Source organism: Thauera sp. SWB20 (assembly GCF_000831325.1).
GTDB lineage: Bacteria > Pseudomonadota > Gammaproteobacteria > Burkholderiales > Rhodocyclaceae > Thauera > Thauera aminoaromatica.
In genome coordinates this window covers 381,386-398,190 of sequence record NZ_JTDM01000020.1, presented here as the reverse complement: position 1 = coordinate 398,190, position 16,805 = coordinate 381,386, and the positions used below count along the sequence as shown (strand labels likewise).

Below are 16,805 nucleotides of genomic sequence, written 5' to 3'. Positions count from 1 at the left end.
ACACCCCCCGCTCCATCCCCGTTCGCAGGGCGCGGCCTCACTCCCCTGACGGCACGCCCGGCCGAGCCGGTCGCGCGACTCAGCGCGGCCGGCTCTCCCAGATCTTCTGCAGACGCTTCACCGACACCGGCATCGGCGTCCTAAGCTCCTGCGCGTACAAGCCCACGCGCAACTCCTCCAGCAGCCAGCGGAACTCTTCCAGCGCCGGATCTTCCACGCCCGCGCGCCGGCGGGCGAGGCGCTCGCGCTCCCAGGCCTGGGCGAGCTGCTTCCACTCCGCCATGGCCTGGGCGTCGCGCGCCGGATTGTTGCGGAGTTTGTCGAGCCGCACCGCGGCACCCTTGAGATAGCGTGCGAAGTGCGCCAGCTTGTCCCACTCGAAGGCGACGAGGAAGTCCTTCGGCAGCAGCGCACCGAGCTGGCCCTGGATATCAGCCACCACCTCGGGAAAGGTCTTCAGCCCGGACAGGCGCTTCTGCAGCGCCGCATGCTCGACCAGCAGCTGGCCGGTCAGGCGCATGAACTCCTGCGCAACCAGGCTCACCCGCGACTTGGCCTCGGCGCAGCGCTTCGCGAACGCGTCGGCATCCGTAGGCAAAGGCTCGAGCAGGCAGCAGCGGCCCAGCGTCGCCTCGATCAGGCGCGCCTTCAGCTCGGCCTCGGTGCCGAAGCCCATGTACTGCAGCGCGAGCTCGCGCAAGCCGGGCAGACGCTCGACCGCGCGCACCTGGTCCTTGAGGTTGAGCGCGAACAGGCGGGCGAGGCCGCGGCGATGCACGCGCGACGCCTCCTCGGGCGTGTCGTGGGGGCGTAACGAGACGCTGTCGCCGTCGTCGTGCAGCGCAGGAAAACCGATCACCTCACGGCCGGCGACGCGCACCTCGAGCAACTCGGGCAGGGCGCCGAAAGTCCACGCAGTGAAGCCGGACAGCACCTGCGCCGGGAGTTCGGCAGGCGCAGCGCTCCGGCCTGCCGGGTCGCCCGCCGCCTTGCCGCTCCCTTTGCCCCCCGGCTGCCCCGCCCCGGCACGGCCACCCACATCCGCCGCGGCATCACGCGCATCCGCGCCGGAGCGCGCACGGCCGGCGACCTCGCCCGCAACGGAGTCGGATCCGCCCCCCCGCGCGCTGACGCCCGCTCCGCCGGCACCGACGCCTTGGCCACCACCCGCGCCCCCGACGCCCACCACCGACAGCGCCCCCGCGAGCGCGCCGCCGATCTTCGCCGCCGAGAAGCGCGCCGCCACCTGCTCGCGGAAGCGCGCACGCAGCTCCATCAGGTTGCGCGACTGCCCCATCAAGCGGCCGTGCTCGTCGATCACGCGGAAGTTCATGAAGCAGTGCGGCTTCAGGTTCTCCGGGCGGAAGCTCTCCAGCGGCAGCTTCAACTGCACGCGCTCCTCCACGAAGCGTTGCAGCATCTTCAGCAGCGGCTCGTCGGTGTCGAACTCGCCGGCCTCGAAGACCGCCATGAAGGCCGCCGCGCTCTCGGCCACCGGCTGCAGGCGGTGGCGGTGCTTCTGCGGCACGGTCTTCATCAGCGCCGCAACCTTCTCTTCGAGCAGTCCCGGCACCAGCCACTCGCAGCGGTTGGCGGGGATCTGGTTGAGCATGGCAAGCGGCACCGCGAGCGTCACGCCGTCGTCGGCCTCGCCAGGCTGGTGCAGATAGGCGAGCTTCAACTTCTGCCCGAGCACCTCCAGCGTCGGCGGGAAACGGTCGGTGGTCACCCCTTCCGCGTCGTGGCGCATCAGTTGCTCGCGCGACAGATGCAGCAGCTTGGGCTCGGCCTTCTCCGCCGGCTTGCGCCACGCCTCCAGCCCCGCCAGGTCGCAGACCTCCGCGGGGAGCTTGCTGTCGTAGAAGGCCTCGATCAGGGTCTCGTCCACCAGCACGTCGGGGCGGCGCGACTTGTGCTCGAGGCGCTCGATCTCCGCCACCAGGCGCTGGTTATGGGCGAGGAAGGCCATCGCGCGCGCCGGCCCCTCGGCGATCTCGCCCTGCACCAGGCCCTCGCGGATGAAGAGCTCGCGGCACAGCGCGGGGTCGATGTCGCGATAGGCCACGCCGCGGCGCGGATAGATCACCAGTCCGTACAGCGTGCCGCGCTCCCAGGCGCGCACCGCGCCGGACGCCTTCGACCAGTGCGGCTCGAACACCTGGCGCTTGATCAGGTGGCCGCCGACCTCCTCCACCCACTCCGGCTCGATGCGCGCGATGCAGCGCCCGAACAAGCGGCTGGTCTCGACCTGCTCGGCGGCCATGATCCACTTTCCGGCCTTCTTCGCCAGCGCGGAGCCCGGGTGCGGCCAGAACTTGATCCCGCGCGCGCCGAGGTAGGCGCCGGCCTGCGGCCCCGAGGCATCCTCGACCTTGCAGCCGATGTTGCCGAGCAGCCCGGCGAGCAGCGCCTTGTGGATCGCCTCGTAGTTCGCCGGCTGTTCGTTCTCCTTCCAGCCGTGCTCGGCGCACAGGGTGTGGAGCTGGGCGAACACATCGCGCCACTCGCGCATGCGCATGTAGTTGAGGAAGTGCTTCTTGCACCAGGCCTTCTGCTTGCTGGAGGACTCGTGGCGCTGGACCTCGTCCCAGGCCTTCCACAGGTGCCAGTACCACAGGAACTCGGACTTCTGATCCTGCTCCCCGCCGCGGAACCTGGCGTGCGCCTGGTCGGCGGCACCCGGGCTGTCCTGCGGGCGCTCGCGCGGGTCCTGCACCGACAGCGCGGCGGCGATCACCAGCAACTCGGCGAGCGCGCCACGGTCGCGCGCGGCCAGGATCATGCGGCCGATGCGCGGGTCGAGCGGCAGCTTGGCGAGCTCGACGCCGGTCGGGGTGAGCTTGCGTTCATCGTCGTCGCTGACCGCGCCCAACTCGGCCAGCAGCGCGTAGCCGTCGCCGATCAGGCGCGCGCCGGGCGCGTCGATGAAGGGGAAGTCCTCCACCGCGCCGAGCTTCAGGGCCTTCATGCGCAGGATCACGCCGGCGAGCGACGACCGCAGGATCTCGGGATCGGTGTGCGCCGGGCGGCGGTTGAAGTCGTCCTCGTCGTAGAGGCGGATGCAGATGCCGTCCATGACACGACCGCAGCGCCCGGCGCGCTGCTGCGCGGCCGACCGGGCGATCTTCTCGACCTGCAGCTGCTCGACCTTGTTGCGCGGCGAGTAGCGCTTGATGCGCGCGAGTCCGGTGTCGACCACGTAGCGGATGCCCGGCACGGTCAGCGAGGTCTCGGCGACGTTGGTCGACAGCACCACCCGGCGGCCGTTGGAGGCCGAGAACACGCGCGCTTGCTCCTGCGCCGACTGGCGCGCGAACAGCGGCAGGATCTCGGTGCCGGGCAGGTGGTGAGCCTTGCGCAGCGCCTCGGCGGCCTCGCGGATCTCGCGCTCGCCGGGCAGGAAAACCAGCACGTCACCCGGGCCGCAGCGCTGGGCCTCGTCGACCGCATCGACCAGCGCGTCCATGAGGTCGCGGCTCCTGTCCTTGGCGGCCTCCCTGCCACCCTTGGCGGCGCTGCGCGCGGCCGCGGCAGGGTCAATCTCCTCGCTCTCCACCGGCCGGTAGCGCATCTCGATCGGATACAACCGGCCCGACACCTCGATCACCGGCGCCGGCTTGCCCGCGGCATCGGCAAAGTGCCGGGCGAAACGCTCGGCATCCAGCGTCGCCGAGGTCACCACCACCTTCAGATCCGGCCGGCGTGGCAGCAGGGTCTTCAGGTAGCCGAGCAGGAAATCGATGTTGAGGCTGCGCTCGTGCGCCTCGTCGATGATCAGCGTGTCGTAGGCGGCGAGCAGCGGGTCGGTCTGGGTCTCGGCGAGCAGGATGCCGTCGGTCATCAGCTTGACGTGGCTGCGCTCGCCGGTCTTGTCGGTGAAGCGGATCTTGTAGCCCACGACCTCGCCGAGCGGGCTCTTGAGCTCCTGCGCGATGCGGCTCGCGGTGGCGCGTGCGGCCAGGCGACGCGGCTGGGTGTGGCCGATGAGGCCGGCGACGCCGCGGCCGAGCGTCATCGCGATCTTCGGCAGCTGGGTGGTCTTGCCCGAGCCGGTCTCGCCGCACACGATGATGACCTGGTGGGCGGCGAGGGCCGTGGCGATCTCGTCGCGGCGCCCGGACACTGGCAGCTCGGGCGGGAAGTCCGGCACCGGCAAGGCGGCGCGGCGTGCGCGCAGCGCGGCGCGCGAGCGTTCGAGCAGGGCATCGAAGTCCGCCTGCAGGCGCAGGCGCTGCGCCGTGGCGCGCTCGTCCGCGCGTGGCGGGTGGGAGAGGTCGCGCGCCATGCGGCGCAGGCGCGGGCGGTCGCCGCTCAGACAGTCATCGAAGTTCGGCAGCGCGGACGGGCGGCGCGCGCCCTTGTGTTCAGCCCTCATGGATCCGTTTCGGCTTCGTCGAGCCGCGCATTATCTCCCGCATCTTCGCCTTGTAGGCGCCGCAGTGCGACAATGACGCCCATCCACGAACGAGCCGCCCGCCGAGCCCGACCATGCCCGCACACGCCATCGCCGCCGTCGTCTACAAGCCCACCGACAACATCGAGGCCCTGCTCGCCCGCGCCGCGCGCGCCCTGGGCGAGCGTGGCGTGCGCCTGGGCGGCGTGCTGCAGCACGACATCGCCACGGTGATCGAGGACCCCTGCGCGATGCAGCTCGAGAACCTGGAGACCGGCGAGAGCATCCCGCTGTCGCAGGAGCTCGGCCGCGGCTCGATCTCCTGCCGGGTCGACCCGGACGCGCTCGCGCAAGGCTCGATGGCGGTGCGCGGCGCGATCGAACGCGGCGTCGAGCTCGTCATCATCAACAAGTTCGGCGCGCAGGAAGTGTCGGGCGCCGGCCTGCGCGACGAAATGGCCGAGACGGTCGTGGCCGGCGTACCCCTGCTCACGGCGGTAGGCGAGCGCTTCCTCCCCGAGTGGAAGGAATTCACCGGCGGCGAGGGCGTGCTGCTCGAACCCACGCTCGACGCCATCCTCGCCTGGTGGTCGGCGCCACGGGCAGGCTGAGGCATGGACTGCCGCCCCGGCTGCGCCGCCTGCTGCATCGCGCCCTCGATCTCCTCGCCCATCCCCGGCATGCCGCACGGCAAACCCGCGGGTGTGCGCTGCGCGCAGCTCGACGAGGCCGGGCACTGCCGCCTGTTCGGCGACCCGCGTCGGCCGGCGGTGTGCGCCAGCCTGCGCCCCGGCGCCGAGATGTGCGGCACCGACCGCGAGCATGCCCTGCTTTTTCTCGCCACCCTCGAAGCGATGACGGCGACCTGAGCGGGCAAACCTACCCCGCAGTGCAACATCCCGCCGGCTATAATCCGGCCTCCGATCCCTCCACCCTTCCCCCACTTCCAGCCCGGCCGCATGGACCTCTCCCTCCTCCTCGTCGCGCTCGTCCTCGGCATCGTCGAAGGCCTGACCGAATTCCTCCCGGTGTCCTCCACCGGCCACCTCATCATCCTGGGCGACCTGCTCGGCTACAACGACGACACCAGCAAGGTGTTCAAGATCGTCATCCAGCTCGCCGCCATCCTCGCCGTGTGCTGGGACTATCGCGAGCGCCTGATCAAGGTCGCGAGCGGGATCACCACCGAACCGAGCGCGCAGCGCTTCGTCGGGCTGCTGTTCATCGGCTTCCTGCCCGCGGCGGTGCTCGGGCTGATGTTCCACTCCACCATCAAGGGCCTGCTGTTCAACCCGATCACGGTGGCCACCGCGCTGGTGGTCGGCGGCCTGATCATCCTCTACGTGGAAAAGCGCGCCTACCACCCGCGCCTGAATTCGGTGGATGAACTGCGCTGGACAGACGCGCTCAAGGTGGGCTTCGCCCAGGCGCTGGCGATGATCCCGGGCACTTCGCGCTCGGGCGCGACCATCATGGGCGGCGTCATCTTCGGCCTGTCGCGCAAGACGGCGGCGGAGTTCTCCTTCTTCCTGGCGATCCCGACCATGTTCGCCGCCACCGCCTACGACCTGTACAAGAACTGGGCGCTGCTGCGGGTGGAAGACCTGCCGGTGTTCGCGGTCGGCTTCATCGCCTCCTTCGTCGCCGCGATGTGGGCGGTGAAGAGCTTCATCAAGTTCATCTCCAACCACACCTTCGTCGCCTTCGCCTGGTACCGCATCGTCTTCGGCATCTTCGTGCTCGCCACCTGGTACTTCGGCTGGGTCGAGTGGTCCGAGCCATGATCGAGGCAGCACGATGATCCTCTACCTGCACGGCTTCCGTTCCGCCCCGGCGTCGATCAAGGCGCGCGCCCTGAAGGAACGCATGGTCGAGCGCGGCCTGGCCGAACGCTTCTGGTGCGCGCAGCTGCCGGTGTCGCCGCGCGCCGCGATCGCGCTCGCCGAAACGGAGATCGCGCGCATCCGCGCCGCCGGCCTCGAGCCCACCGTGGTCGGCAGCTCGCTCGGTGGCTACTACGCCACCTGGCTCGCCGAGCGCCACGACCTGCGCGCGGTGCTGATCAATCCGGCCGTGGTCGCGCCGCTCTCGCTCGAGGCCTATGTCGGCGTGCAGGACAACCTCTACACCGGCGAGCGCTTCGAATTCACCCGCGGCCACATCGACGAGCTGCGCGCGATCGAGGTGCCGACGATCACCCGGCCGGAGCGCTTCTGGCTGCTGGTGGAGACCGGCGACGAGGTGCTCGACTACCGCCACGCGGTGGACAAGTACGCTGGTGCCCACCAGACCGTGCTCGAAGGCGGCGACCATGGCTTCTCGCGCTGGAACGACTACCTGGACGAGGTGCTCGCCTATGCGGGGCTGGGCGATACCCGCCCCTGACCCGACCGAACACGGAGTGCCGCCGATGAGCCGTCCCACCGATCCCGCCCAACCCGGCTTCGATGCCCGCCGCTTCAAGGCCATGGAGCGCGCCGGCTTCAACCGCATCGCCGCGCGCTACGCCGAAGGCGCCCACCTGCGCGCCGAACTCGCCGAAGCCCTGCTCGAGGCCGCCGCGCTCGCCCCCGGCCAGCGCGTGCTCGACCTCGCCAGCGGCCCCGGCCTGCTCGCCGGCCAGGCCGCGCTGCGCGTCGCCCCCGGCGGCAGCGTGCTCGCCACCGACATCGCCGAGGGCATGCTCGCCGAAGGCGCGCGTCGCTGCGGCGAACACGCCGACGCTCCGTGCTTCGCCGCCGCCGACGCCGAACAGCTGTGCCTCGCCGACGCCAGCATGGACCGCGTGCTCGCCGGGCTGGCGCTGTTCATCTTCCCGCACCCCGAGCGCGCGCTCGCCGAAATGCACCGCGTGCTCATGCCCGGCGGACGGGTGGCACTGTCGGTGTGGGGCGTGCGCGAGTCCGTGCCGCTGATCCACCGCGCTCAGGACACCATCGCCCGCCTGCTGCCGCCGCCCAAGGTGTCGCGCCCCTCGGTGTTCCGCTACGGCGAGGCGGAAGTGCTGTCCGCCACGCTCGCGGCGGCCGGCTTCGACGACATCGACATCCGCCCCTGCACCTTCTCCTGCCACTTCGCCGACGCCGAAGCCTACTGGCAGGCCTTCCTCGACCTCGCCGGCGGTGCCGCGGAGGCGCTCGGCCGCCTGCCCGAGCCCATCCAGGCGGACCTGCGCGCGGCGGTCGCGGACGACCTCGCCGATCACCGCTGCGACGACGGCCGCGGCGGCTTCCTGGTGCCGGCCCTGACCCTGGTGGCGAGCGCCCGCCGGCCGGGCTGACCCCCCCCGGGCCGAGCCCTGCCGCCCGCGCGGCCGGGGGCCGCACTGCGGCCCGCTGCCGATTTCCCGGCGCGCCCGCCTTCCTCCTTCCACCCCCTGCCCCGTCCGGATCCCGACTTGTCCCGCTTCCAAACCCGCGCACCGACCGCGGCACTCCCCGCTTCCGCAGTCGAAGGCGACACCCGCGCCGTGCGCCAGGGCATGTTCGCCGCCCTCGCCGCCTTCGTGACCTGGGGTCTGGCGCCGCTCTACTTCCGCGCCCTCGGCAGCGTGCCGCCCTTCGAGATCGTCGCCCACCGCGTGCTGTGGTCGGCGCTGCTGCTCGCGCTGATGCTGGCCACGCTGCGCTTCACCGGCGGCTTCGAACGCGTGGGCGCCGTGCTGCGGCAGCCCCGCCTGCTCGCCCTGCTCGCGCTCACCTCGCTGCTCACCAGCAGCAACTGGCTGGTCTTCATCTGGGCGATCGACGCCGGGCGCCTGCTCGAGGCCAGCCTCGGCTACTTCATCAACCCGCTGGTCAGCGTGGCGCTCGGCGCGATCTTCCTCGGCGAACGCCTGCGCCCGCTGCAGGCCGCCGCGGTGGGCATCGCCTGCGCCGGCGTGGCCTGGCGGGTCTGGCAGCTCGGCAGCCTGCCGTGGATCCCGCTCTTCCTCGCCGGCACCTTCGGCCTCTACGGCCTGCTGCGCAAGCGCGCCCCGGTGGACGCCGTGGGCGGACTCTTCATCGAGACGCTCGTCGTCGCGCCCCTCGCGCTCGCCTGGCTGCTGTGGCTGCACGCCCAGGGCAGCCTCGCCTTCGGCAGCGGCAACCCGGCCGAATGGCTGCTGCCGCTCACCGGCGTGATCACCGCGATCCCGCTGATGCTGTTCGCGGTCGGCGCCCGCCGCCTGCCGCTGGCCACGGTCGGCTTCCTGCAGTACATCGCGCCCAGCCTCAATTTCCTGGTCGCGGTGCTGCTCTTCCGCGAGCCCTTCGACACCACCCAGCTCGTCGGCTTCGCGCTCATCTGGCTCGCGCTCGCGGTGTATTCCGCGGACATGGTCAGGGCCGGGCGGCGGACGGCGCGGCGAGCCCGCTGACGGAAGCGGTGCGCGCCAGCCGCGTCGGGTGACGGCCTCGCCGATCGACGGGGCACCCAATGGCAGCGTCGGCGGTCGCATCCCCGCCAGGATCGCGACTTGCGTCGCTCCTACGGCGCACCCCGGTGCCACGGCTCGCTGCCGGCGCGATCGGCCCCGAATGCGCGAGGCCGCGGGGCAGGGGATGGCGGGGGCCAACTTCAGGAGCGCCGAGGTGGAGGGCGTCGCCGGGGAAACAAGGCGACGCATGTCCGAGGCGCGCAGCGACGAGTTTGCGTCGCCGCCCCCGCGGCGTCCTCCACCGCGGGAAGCCCCGAGCGCAGCGAGGGGCCGCGAGTGCAGGCGGCCCCCGCCACCCCGGCCCCGCGGCCGAATCGAAGCCGCACCGACTCCGAACCACGCCGACGCCGAACCGCACCGCACTGGAGCCGCACCGAATCGGTGCCAGCCCCGATCGGAGCCGCGCCGGATCGCCCCCCGCGCGGCATCGCCCCCTCATTCGCACCCCGCGATAGGGCCGGCGGCCCGAATCCAGTAAACTAGCGCGCTTGCTTTCTTCAGGCGGATGCCGATGTTCGTGCTGTATGAAGAGGACGGGGCCTTCAAGGCCGGAACCATCCTCGCCGATAACGACGCCACGCTGCAGGTCGAGAACACCCACGGCAAGCGGGTGAAGCTCAAGCGCGCCCATGTGCTGATGGAGTTCCGCGAGCCGGGGCCTTCCGACCTGCTCGCGCGCGCCGAGGCCGAGGCCGAAGGCCTGGACGTCGAATTCCTCTGGGAAGTGTGCGGCGACGACGAGTTCGCCTTCGCCGACTTCGCCGCCGAATATCACGGCCATGTTCCGAACGCGGTCGAATCGGCCGCCCTGCTGCTGCGCCTGCACTCGGCGCCGATCTGGTTCCACCGCAAGGGACGCGGGCGCTTCCGCAAGGCCCCCGCCGACATCCTCCAGGCCGCGCTCGCCGGCCTCGAGAAGAAGCGCCAGCAGGCCGCCGCGATCGAGCACATGCGCGCCGAATTGGTCGCCGGGCGCCTGCCGCCCGAGCTCGCCGCGCTGCTGCCGCAGGCGCTCTACCGCCCCGACCGCAACCGCCCAGAGATCAAGGCGCTCGAAGCCGCCTGCGTCGACAGCGGGCTGTCGGCCGCGCGCCTGCTGCTGGCCTGCGGTGCGCTCGCCTCGAGCTACGACTTCCATTACAACCGCTTCCTCTTCGAGCACTTCCCCGAAGGCACCGCCTTCCCCGCCATCGAGCCCCCCGTGCTGCCGACCGCGCTGCCGCGTGCCGAGGTTGCCGCATTCTCGATCGACGACGCCTCCACCACCGAGATCGACGACGCCTTCTCGGTGACGCCGCGCGCCGAGGGCGGCTGGCGCATCGGCATCCACATCGCCGCACCCGCGCTCGGCTTCGCGCGCGGCTCGACGCTCGACGCGGTCGCGCGCCGGCGCCTGTCCACCGTCTACATGCCGGGCAACAAGATCACCATGCTGCCCGACGAGATCGTGCAGACCTTCACCCTCGGCGAGGGCCGCGACTGTCCGGCGGTGTCGCTCTACCTCGACATCACCCCGGGGCTGGCGATCGTCCATCAGGAGAGCCGGGTCGAACTCGTGCCGATCGTGGCCAACCTGCGCCACCACGACATCGAGCCGGTGTTCAACGACGACACCGTCCACAACGGCGGCCCCGACTTCCAGTGGAAGCGCGAGCTGACCCTGCTGTGGGACCTCGCCACCGTGCTCGAGGCTGGACGCGGCAAGGCCGCCGGCAACGAGGACCGCATCGACTTCGGCTTCAGCGTGGACTGGACCGAGGAGACCGCGGACGGCCCGGGACGCGTCAGCATCGGCCGGCGCCTGCGCGGCTCGCCGATGGACAAGCTCGTCGCCGAGCTGATGATCCACGCCAACATGACCTGGGGAAAGCTGCTCGATACCTCGGGCATCCCCGGCCTGTATCGCGCCCAGGGCGGCGGCAAGGTGCGCATGACCACGGTCGCCGCGCCGCACGAAGGCCTCGGGGTGGACTGCTACGCGTGGTCGAGCTCGCCGCTGCGGCGCTACGTCGACTTGGTGAACCAGTGGCAGATCATCTCGGTGCTGCAGGGCACCCCGCCCGCGTTCGCGCCCAAGTCGGCCGAGCTGATGGCGGCGATGCGCGACTTCGAGCTCACCTACGCCGAGTACGCCGAGTTCCAGCGCGGCATGGAGCGCTACTGGTGCCTGCGCTGGCTGCGCCAGCACGGCCGCGGCGAGGTCGAGGCCACGGTGCTGCGCGAGAACGTGGTGCGCCTCGCCGAGATTCCGCTGGTGATCCGCGTACCCTCGATGCCGCTGCAGATGCCCGGCAGCCGGGTCAAGCTCGTCGTCGAGCGCACCGACCTGCTCGACGTCGAGGTGGAGGCGCGCTTCGTACAGACGCTCGCCGAACCCGATCCCGAGACGGTGGACGAGGCCGGCTTCGGTTTCGCGTGATCTGCGCATGACTCCCCCCGCCGCCCCCGTCCTGCCCGCCGGCGCCCTGCCGGGGGCCTGGAGCGGGCGCCTGCGGCGCTTCGGCGGACCGCTGCTGGTGGCGGCCTTCGTCATCTCGATCAGCCTGCACGCGCTGCTGCTGCTGATCCACTTCCGCCTGCCCGAGGCCAAGCCCGCGCGCGACAAGGGTCTGGAAGTGGTGCTGGTCAACGCCCGCCACGCCCGGGCACCCGACAAGGCCGAGGTGCTCGCGCAGGCCAACGTCGATGCCGGCGGCAACACCGAGCAGGAGGTGCGCGCGAGCACGCCGCTGCCGCCGCAGCCCAACCGCCAGGACGGCGACGCCCTGGTCGAGGCCAAGCGCCGCGCGCCCGAGCCGGTGCGCGAGCAGAAGCAGGTGATCACCCGCGACAAGGCGCCGGCCAAGGTCGCTGCGGCGCCGAAGAAGGTCGAGCAGCCCACGCCGACACCCGAACCGCAGCGCGAGATCAGCGGCCTCGACCTGCTCGACAGCGCCGCCGCGGTCGCCCGCATCGAGGCCCAGATCGACCGCGACCTCAAGGAGCTCGCCAAGCGTCCGCGCAAGAAGTTCATCGGCGCGCGCGCGCAGGAATACCGCTTCGCGCAGTACGTCGAGGACTGGCGGCAGAAGGTCGAGCGCATCGGCACCTTGAACTACCCGGATGCGGCGCGCGGCCGGCTCTACGGCAGCCTGCTGCTGTCGGTGACGATCCGCTCCGATGGCACGGTGGAGCGGATGGGCGTGCATCGCAGCTCGGGCCACAAGGTGCTCGACGACGCCGCGCTGCGCATCGTCAAGATGGCCGCGCCCTACGCCCCCTTCCCGCCCGACATCCGCAAGGACTACGACGTGATCGAGATCACCCGCACGTGGACCTTCACCAACAGCGACCAGGTGCGCGCCAACTGAGACCCCGCCCATGGACCGTTACGCCGTCGTCGGCAACCCGATCGCCCACAGCAAGTCGCCCTGGATCCACGCCGCGTTCGCTCGCCAGACCGGGCAGGCGCTCACCTACGAGGCCCTGCTCGCCCCGCTCGACGATTTCGCCGCGACGGTGGCGCGCTTTCGCGCCGAGGGTGGGCGCGGCCTCAACGTCACCGTGCCCTTCAAGCTCGAGGCCTTCGCCCTCGCCGACCGCCGCACGCCGCGTGCCGAGGCGGCCGGTGCGGTCAACACGCTCGCCTTCGGCACGGACGGCATCCTCGGCGACAACACCGACGGCGCCGGCCTGGTGCGCGACCTCGCGAGCCATCTCGGTTGCCCGCCCCGCGGGCGGCGCATCCTGCTGCTGGGCGCCGGCGGCGCCACCCGCGGTGCGCTGTTGCCGCTGCTCGACACCGCACCCGCTGACCTGTGCATCGCCAACCGCACGGCGCACAAGGCGGTGGAGCTGGCGCAGGCCTTCGCCGCCCACGCCGGCACGGTGCGCATCGAGGGCTGCGGCTTCGAGGCGCTCGCCGACCAGCGCTTCGACCTCGTGATCAACGCCACCTCCGCCAGCCTGTCCGGCGAACTGCCGCCGCTGCCGCCCGGCCTCTACGCCCAGGGCGCGCTCGCCTACGACATGATGTACGGCCGCGGCCACACGCCCTTCCTGCGCGCCGCGCTCGCCGACGGTGCGGCGCGGGTGGCCGACGGGCTGGGCATGCTGGTCGAGCAGGCCGCCGAGAGCTTCGCGCTGTGGCGCGGCGTGCGCCCCGACTCCGCGCCGGTGCTGGCCGAGCTGCGCCAGCTCATCGAAGCCGGCTGAGGCCAGCGTGCCGATCCCCGCGCCGCGCCGCATCCTCGGCTGGGTCGCCCGCGGGCTGGGTGTCGCGCTGCTGTTGGCGCTGTTCTGGCAGGCGGTGCTGCTGACCCAGGTGGTGTGGTGGAGCCGCTTCGATCCCGGCAGCACGAGCTTCATGCGCATCCGCCTCGCCGAGTTGCGCGAAGCCGACCCGCGGGCCGAACTGCGCCAGCAATGGGTGCCCTACGAGCGCATCTCGATCCACCTCAAGCGCGCGGTAGTCGCTGCCGAGGACGATCGCTTCCTCGACCACGACGGCTTCGACTGGGAGGGCATCGAGCGCGCCCTGGAGCGCAACGCCGAGGAGGGCCGCGTCACCGCCGGCGGCTCGACGATCAGCCAGCAGCTCGCCAAGAACCTCTTCCTGTCGTCCTCGCGCTCCTGGCTGCGCAAGGGCCAGGAGGCGGCGATCACCCTGATGATCGAGGCGACCTGGGACAAGCGCCGCATCTTCGAGGTGTACCTGAACGTGGCCGAATGGGGCAACGGCGTGTTCGGTGCCGAGGCCGCCGCGCGCCACTACTACGGCCGCCCGGCCGCCAGCCTGGGCCCGGCCGAGGCCGCGCGCCTGGCGGTGATGCTGCCCAACCCGCGGCGCTACGAGAAGACCTTCGGCCCCCGCCTGGCCGCGCACGCGGCGCGGGTGCAGCGGCGGATGGCGAATTCGCAGGTGCCTTGAGCCCGACGCGCAAGGCGCGAGGGGCGGGAATGGCCCTCCGCCGATTTTTCGCCTTCTGTCACATGATCGGGGTCGCGTGCGCGGGGGGGAGTCCGTAGAATTCGCGACTTGCCCCTCCGCCGGCCTTGCGCGCGATGACCGAGCCCGAAGAACTCCACGCCGACGACGTCCAGCAGCACCTCAAGGAGGTGCAGGATCTGCTCGCCCGCCAGAAGGTGGTGGAGGGTCTCGTCCATCGCCAGGACATGCCGCGCCACGAGCTGGTGGAGAACCTCGTGCACAAGCAGCACGAGGCCGGGCTGCGCGCCAAGCTCGACAGTCTGCACCCGGCCGACATCGCCTACATCCTCGAGGCGCTGCCGCGCGAGGAGCGTCTCTATGTCTGGGACCTGGTCAAGGCAGAGCGTGACGGCGAGATCCTGCTCGAGGTCTCCGACGCGGTACGCGAGTCGCTCATCGAGACGATGGACCCCGAGGAGCTCAAGGCGGCGGCAGGTTCGCTGGATGCCGACGAGCTCGCCGACCTCGCCCCCGACCTGCCGCCCGAGGTCATCGAGGACGTCTTCCAGTCGCTCGACAGCGAGGGCCGCGAGCAGCTGCGCGCGGCGATGTCCTACCCGGAGGATTCCGTCGGCGCGCTGATGGACTTCGACATGGTGACGGTACGCGACGACGTCACCCTGGAGGTCGTGCTGCGCTACCTGCGCCGCTTCGACGAACTCCCCGACCACACCGACAAGCTCTTCGTGGTCGACCGCGAGGACCACCTCGAGGGCATCCTGACCCTGGAGACGCTGCTGATCAGCGACCCGGAAAAGACCGTGGCCGAGGTGATGCGCTCCGAGCCGGTGATCAGCTTCACCCCCGAGGACGAGGCCGACGACGCCGCCCAGGCCTTCGAGCGCTACGACCTGGTGTCGGCGCCGGTGATCGATTCCGAGCGGCGGGTGATCGGCCGCATCACCGTGGCCGACGCGGTGGACTTCATCCGCGAGGAGTCCGAGGCCGAGATCCTGTCCCAGGCCGGCCTGCGCGAGGAGGAGGACATCTTCGCCTCGGTGTGGAGCTCGGTGAAGAACCGCTGGGCCTGGCTGGCGATCAACCTCGTCACCGCCTTCGTGGCCTCGCGCGTGATCGGCCTGTTCGAGGAGTCGATCGAGAAGCTGGTCGCGCTCGCGGCGCTGATGCCGATCGTCGCCGGCATCGGCGGCAACTCGGGCAACCAGACCGTGACGATGATCGTGCGTGCGATCGCGATGGGCCAGGTCGAGCCCTCGGCGATGACCCGCCTGCTGCGCAAGGAGCTCGGCGTGGCGCTGATCAACGGCGTGGTGTGGGGCGGACTGCTCGGCGTGCTGGCGTGGTGGCTCTACGGCAACGTCGATCTCGGCCTGGTGATGACCGGTGCGATGACGCTGAACCTCCTGCTGGCAGCCTGCGCGGGCGTGCTGGTCCCGATGCTGCGCCAGCGCCTCGGCGCCGACCCCGCGCTCGGCGGCTCGGTGATGATCACCGCACTCACCGACTCGGGCGGCTTCTTCATCTTCCTCGGGCTGGCGACGCTTTTCCTGCTCTGACGGGCGAGATGTGAGGAATATGGCGCCAGGAGCGGGCGAGCCCGCTCCGCAGGCCTGCGGGAAGGCTCAGCCCAGTTGGGCGAAGACCGCGCGCGCCACGGCCACCGTGGCGTCGATCTCGGCCTCGCCATGCGCCACCGACACGAAGCCGGCCTCGAAGGCCGAGGGCGCGAAGTAGTGGCCGGCTTCCAGCATGGCGTGGAAGAAGCGGTTGAAGCGCTCCTTGTCCGTAGCCATCACCTGGGCGAAGGAGGCCGGCACCTTGTCGGCGAAATAGACGCCGAACATGCCGCCGACCGAGTCCGCGCTGAACGTGACGCCGGCATCCTTGGCCGCCGCGGCGAGACCCGCAACCAGTCGCTGCGTGCTCGCCGTCAGCCGCTCGTAGAAGCCGGCCTCACGCGTCAGCTGCAGCGACACCATGCCCGCCGCCACTGCCACCGGGCTGCCCGACAGGGTGCCGGCCTGGTAAACGCTGCCCAGCGGGGCGATCTTTTCCATGATGTCGCGACGACCGCCGAAGGCGCCCACCGGCATGCCGCCGCCGATCACCTTGCCGAGCGTGGTCAGGTCGGGGGTGATGCCGTAGAGGCCCTGCACGCCCTGCGGGCCGACGCGGAACCCCGTCATCACCTCGTCGAAGATCAGCACCGCGCCGTACTCGGTGCAGATGCGGCGCAGGCCTTCGAGGAAGCCGGGCTGCGGCTTGATCAGGTTCATGTTGCCGGCCACCGGCTCGACGATGATCGCGGCGATCTCGTCGCCGCGCGCCTTGAACACGTCCTCGACCTGCTGCAGGTCGTTGTAGTCGAGCACGATGGTGTGCTTGGCGAAGTCCGCCGGCACGCCGCCCGAGGACGGGTTGCCGAAGGTCAGCAGGCCGGAGCCGGCCTTCACCAGCAGGCTGTCGGCGTGGCCGTGGTAGCAGCCCTCGAACTTCACGATCGCATCGCGGCCGGTGAAGCCGCGCGCCAGCCGGATCGCGCTCATGGTCGCCTCGGTGCCCGAACTGACCAGGCGCACCATCTCCACCGAGGGCAGCATGGCGCAGATCAACTCGGCCATGTCGACCTCGCTCTCGGTGGGCGCACCGAAGGACAGGCCCTTCAGCGCCGCCTCGCGCACCGCCTCGACGATCGCCGGGTGGGCGTGGCCGGCGATCGCCGGGCCCCAGGAGCCGACGTAGTCGATGTACTCCTTGCCATCCGCATCCCACACCCGGGCACCTTCGGCGCGCGCAAGGAAGCGCGGCGTGCCGCCCACCGAGCGGAAGGCGCGGACGGGCGAATTGACGCCACCGGGGATGCTGCGCTGGGCGCGCTGGAAGAGGGCTTCGTTACGGCTGGTCATGGCAGAGGGTTCCTGTGCTGCGTGCGAAAGCCGGCATTGTGGCGCCGCAAGGCCAAGCCGGTCCACCACCGGCATTCACACGACTTGCGCGGCAAGCGTCCGCATGAGCCGCCCGCCTTGGCCGCCGACCACAGAGAGCCGATCACGCCCAGCCTG

Annotated in this window: 13 protein-coding genes; 11 read left to right on the top strand and 2 right to left on the bottom strand. The window is 71.2% G+C overall.

The window, feature by feature from the left end; all coding sequences use genetic code 11:
• Window positions 1–79 precede the first annotated feature (79 nt).
• Window positions 80–4,285, bottom strand: a complete 4,206-nt coding sequence (gene hrpA, locus PO78_RS15715; RefSeq protein WP_043745574.1) for an ATP-dependent RNA helicase HrpA — start codon at window positions 4,283–4,285, stop codon at window positions 80–82.
• Between the two features lie 203 nt (window positions 4,286–4,488).
• Between hrpA and PO78_RS15710 the strand changes: the two genes are divergently transcribed.
• The 11 genes from PO78_RS15710 (at window position 4,489) to mgtE (ending at window position 15,299) form a co-directional block, all read left to right on the top strand.
• Window positions 4,489–5,004, top strand: a complete 516-nt coding sequence (locus PO78_RS15710; RefSeq protein ID WP_004321676.1) for a DUF2478 domain-containing protein — start codon at window positions 4,489–4,491, stop codon at window positions 5,002–5,004.
• A gap of 3 nt (window positions 5,005–5,007) precedes the next feature.
• Window positions 5,008–5,262: a YkgJ family cysteine cluster protein gene (locus tag PO78_RS15705; protein ID WP_004321677.1), complete on the top strand. Its 255-nt coding sequence runs from the start codon at window positions 5,008–5,010 to the stop codon at window positions 5,260–5,262.
• A gap of 90 nt (window positions 5,263–5,352) precedes the next feature.
• Window positions 5,353–6,177 (top strand): undecaprenyl-diphosphate phosphatase, encoded by an 825-nt coding sequence (locus PO78_RS15700; protein WP_004321679.1) that lies wholly within the window; start codon window positions 5,353–5,355, stop codon window positions 6,175–6,177.
• A 13-nt stretch (window positions 6,178–6,190) separates the two neighbouring features.
• Entirely contained in the window at window positions 6,191–6,778 is a 588-nt protein-coding gene (locus PO78_RS15695; protein ID WP_043745068.1) for a YqiA/YcfP family alpha/beta fold hydrolase, read from the top strand.
• A gap of 25 nt (window positions 6,779–6,803) precedes the next feature.
• A complete protein-coding gene (locus PO78_RS15690; protein WP_012586059.1) occupies window positions 6,804–7,673 on the top strand; it encodes a class I SAM-dependent methyltransferase in 870 nt (289 codons plus the stop codon).
• A 201-nt stretch (window positions 7,674–7,874) separates the two neighbouring features.
• Window positions 7,875–8,753, top strand: coding sequence for an EamA family transporter RarD (gene rarD, locus PO78_RS15685; RefSeq protein ID WP_040829419.1), 879 nt, complete (start codon window positions 7,875–7,877; stop codon window positions 8,751–8,753).
• A 571-nt stretch (window positions 8,754–9,324) separates the two neighbouring features.
• A complete protein-coding gene (locus PO78_RS15680) occupies window positions 9,325–11,232 on the top strand; it encodes a ribonuclease catalytic domain-containing protein (protein ID WP_012586061.1) in 1,908 nt (635 codons plus the stop codon).
• Window positions 11,233–11,239: 7 nt separating this feature from the next.
• A complete protein-coding gene (locus PO78_RS15675) occupies window positions 11,240–12,163 on the top strand; it encodes an energy transducer TonB (protein ID WP_012586062.1) in 924 nt (307 codons plus the stop codon).
• 10 nt (window positions 12,164–12,173) lie between these two features.
• Window positions 12,174–13,007, top strand: coding sequence for a shikimate dehydrogenase (aroE, locus tag PO78_RS15670; RefSeq protein ID WP_004321312.1), 834 nt, complete (start codon window positions 12,174–12,176; stop codon window positions 13,005–13,007).
• Window positions 13,008–13,014: 7 nt separating this feature from the next.
• Window positions 13,015–13,722, top strand: a complete 708-nt coding sequence (mtgA, locus tag PO78_RS15665; protein WP_043745064.1) for a monofunctional biosynthetic peptidoglycan transglycosylase — start codon at window positions 13,015–13,017, stop codon at window positions 13,720–13,722.
• A 134-nt stretch (window positions 13,723–13,856) separates the two neighbouring features.
• Window positions 13,857–15,299 (top strand): magnesium transporter, encoded by a 1,443-nt coding sequence (gene mgtE, locus PO78_RS15660; RefSeq protein ID WP_004321317.1) that lies wholly within the window; start codon window positions 13,857–13,859, stop codon window positions 15,297–15,299.
• Between the two features lie 66 nt (window positions 15,300–15,365).
• Here mgtE and hemL read toward each other — a convergent pair whose 3' ends face one another.
• A complete protein-coding gene (gene hemL, locus PO78_RS15655; RefSeq protein ID WP_043745062.1) occupies window positions 15,366–16,649 on the bottom strand; it encodes a glutamate-1-semialdehyde 2,1-aminomutase in 1,284 nt (427 codons plus the stop codon).
• Window positions 16,650–16,805 lie beyond the last annotated feature (156 nt).

Coding starts and splice junctions, on each gene's coding strand:
- hrpA (WP_043745574.1), bottom strand. CDS start 4,285: ATGGCGCGCGACCTCTCCCACCCGCCACGCGCGGACGAGCGCGCCACG.
- PO78_RS15710 (WP_004321676.1), top strand. CDS start 4,489: ATGCCCGCACACGCCATCGCCGCCGTCGTCTACAAGCCCACCGACAAC.
- PO78_RS15705 (WP_004321677.1), top strand. CDS start 5,008: ATGGACTGCCGCCCCGGCTGCGCCGCCTGCTGCATCGCGCCCTCGATC.
- PO78_RS15700 (WP_004321679.1), top strand. CDS start 5,353: ATGGACCTCTCCCTCCTCCTCGTCGCGCTCGTCCTCGGCATCGTCGAA.
- PO78_RS15695 (WP_043745068.1), top strand. CDS start 6,191: ATGATCCTCTACCTGCACGGCTTCCGTTCCGCCCCGGCGTCGATCAAG.
- PO78_RS15690 (WP_012586059.1), top strand. CDS start 6,804: ATGAGCCGTCCCACCGATCCCGCCCAACCCGGCTTCGATGCCCGCCGC.
- rarD (WP_040829419.1), top strand. CDS start 7,875: ATGTTCGCCGCCCTCGCCGCCTTCGTGACCTGGGGTCTGGCGCCGCTC.
- PO78_RS15680 (WP_012586061.1), top strand. CDS start 9,325: ATGTTCGTGCTGTATGAAGAGGACGGGGCCTTCAAGGCCGGAACCATC.
- PO78_RS15675 (WP_012586062.1), top strand. CDS start 11,240: ATGACTCCCCCCGCCGCCCCCGTCCTGCCCGCCGGCGCCCTGCCGGGG.
- aroE (WP_004321312.1), top strand. CDS start 12,174: ATGGACCGTTACGCCGTCGTCGGCAACCCGATCGCCCACAGCAAGTCG.
- mgtE (WP_004321317.1), top strand. CDS start 13,857: ATGACCGAGCCCGAAGAACTCCACGCCGACGACGTCCAGCAGCACCTC.
- hemL (WP_043745062.1), bottom strand. CDS start 16,649: ATGACCAGCCGTAACGAAGCCCTCTTCCAGCGCGCCCAGCGCAGCATC.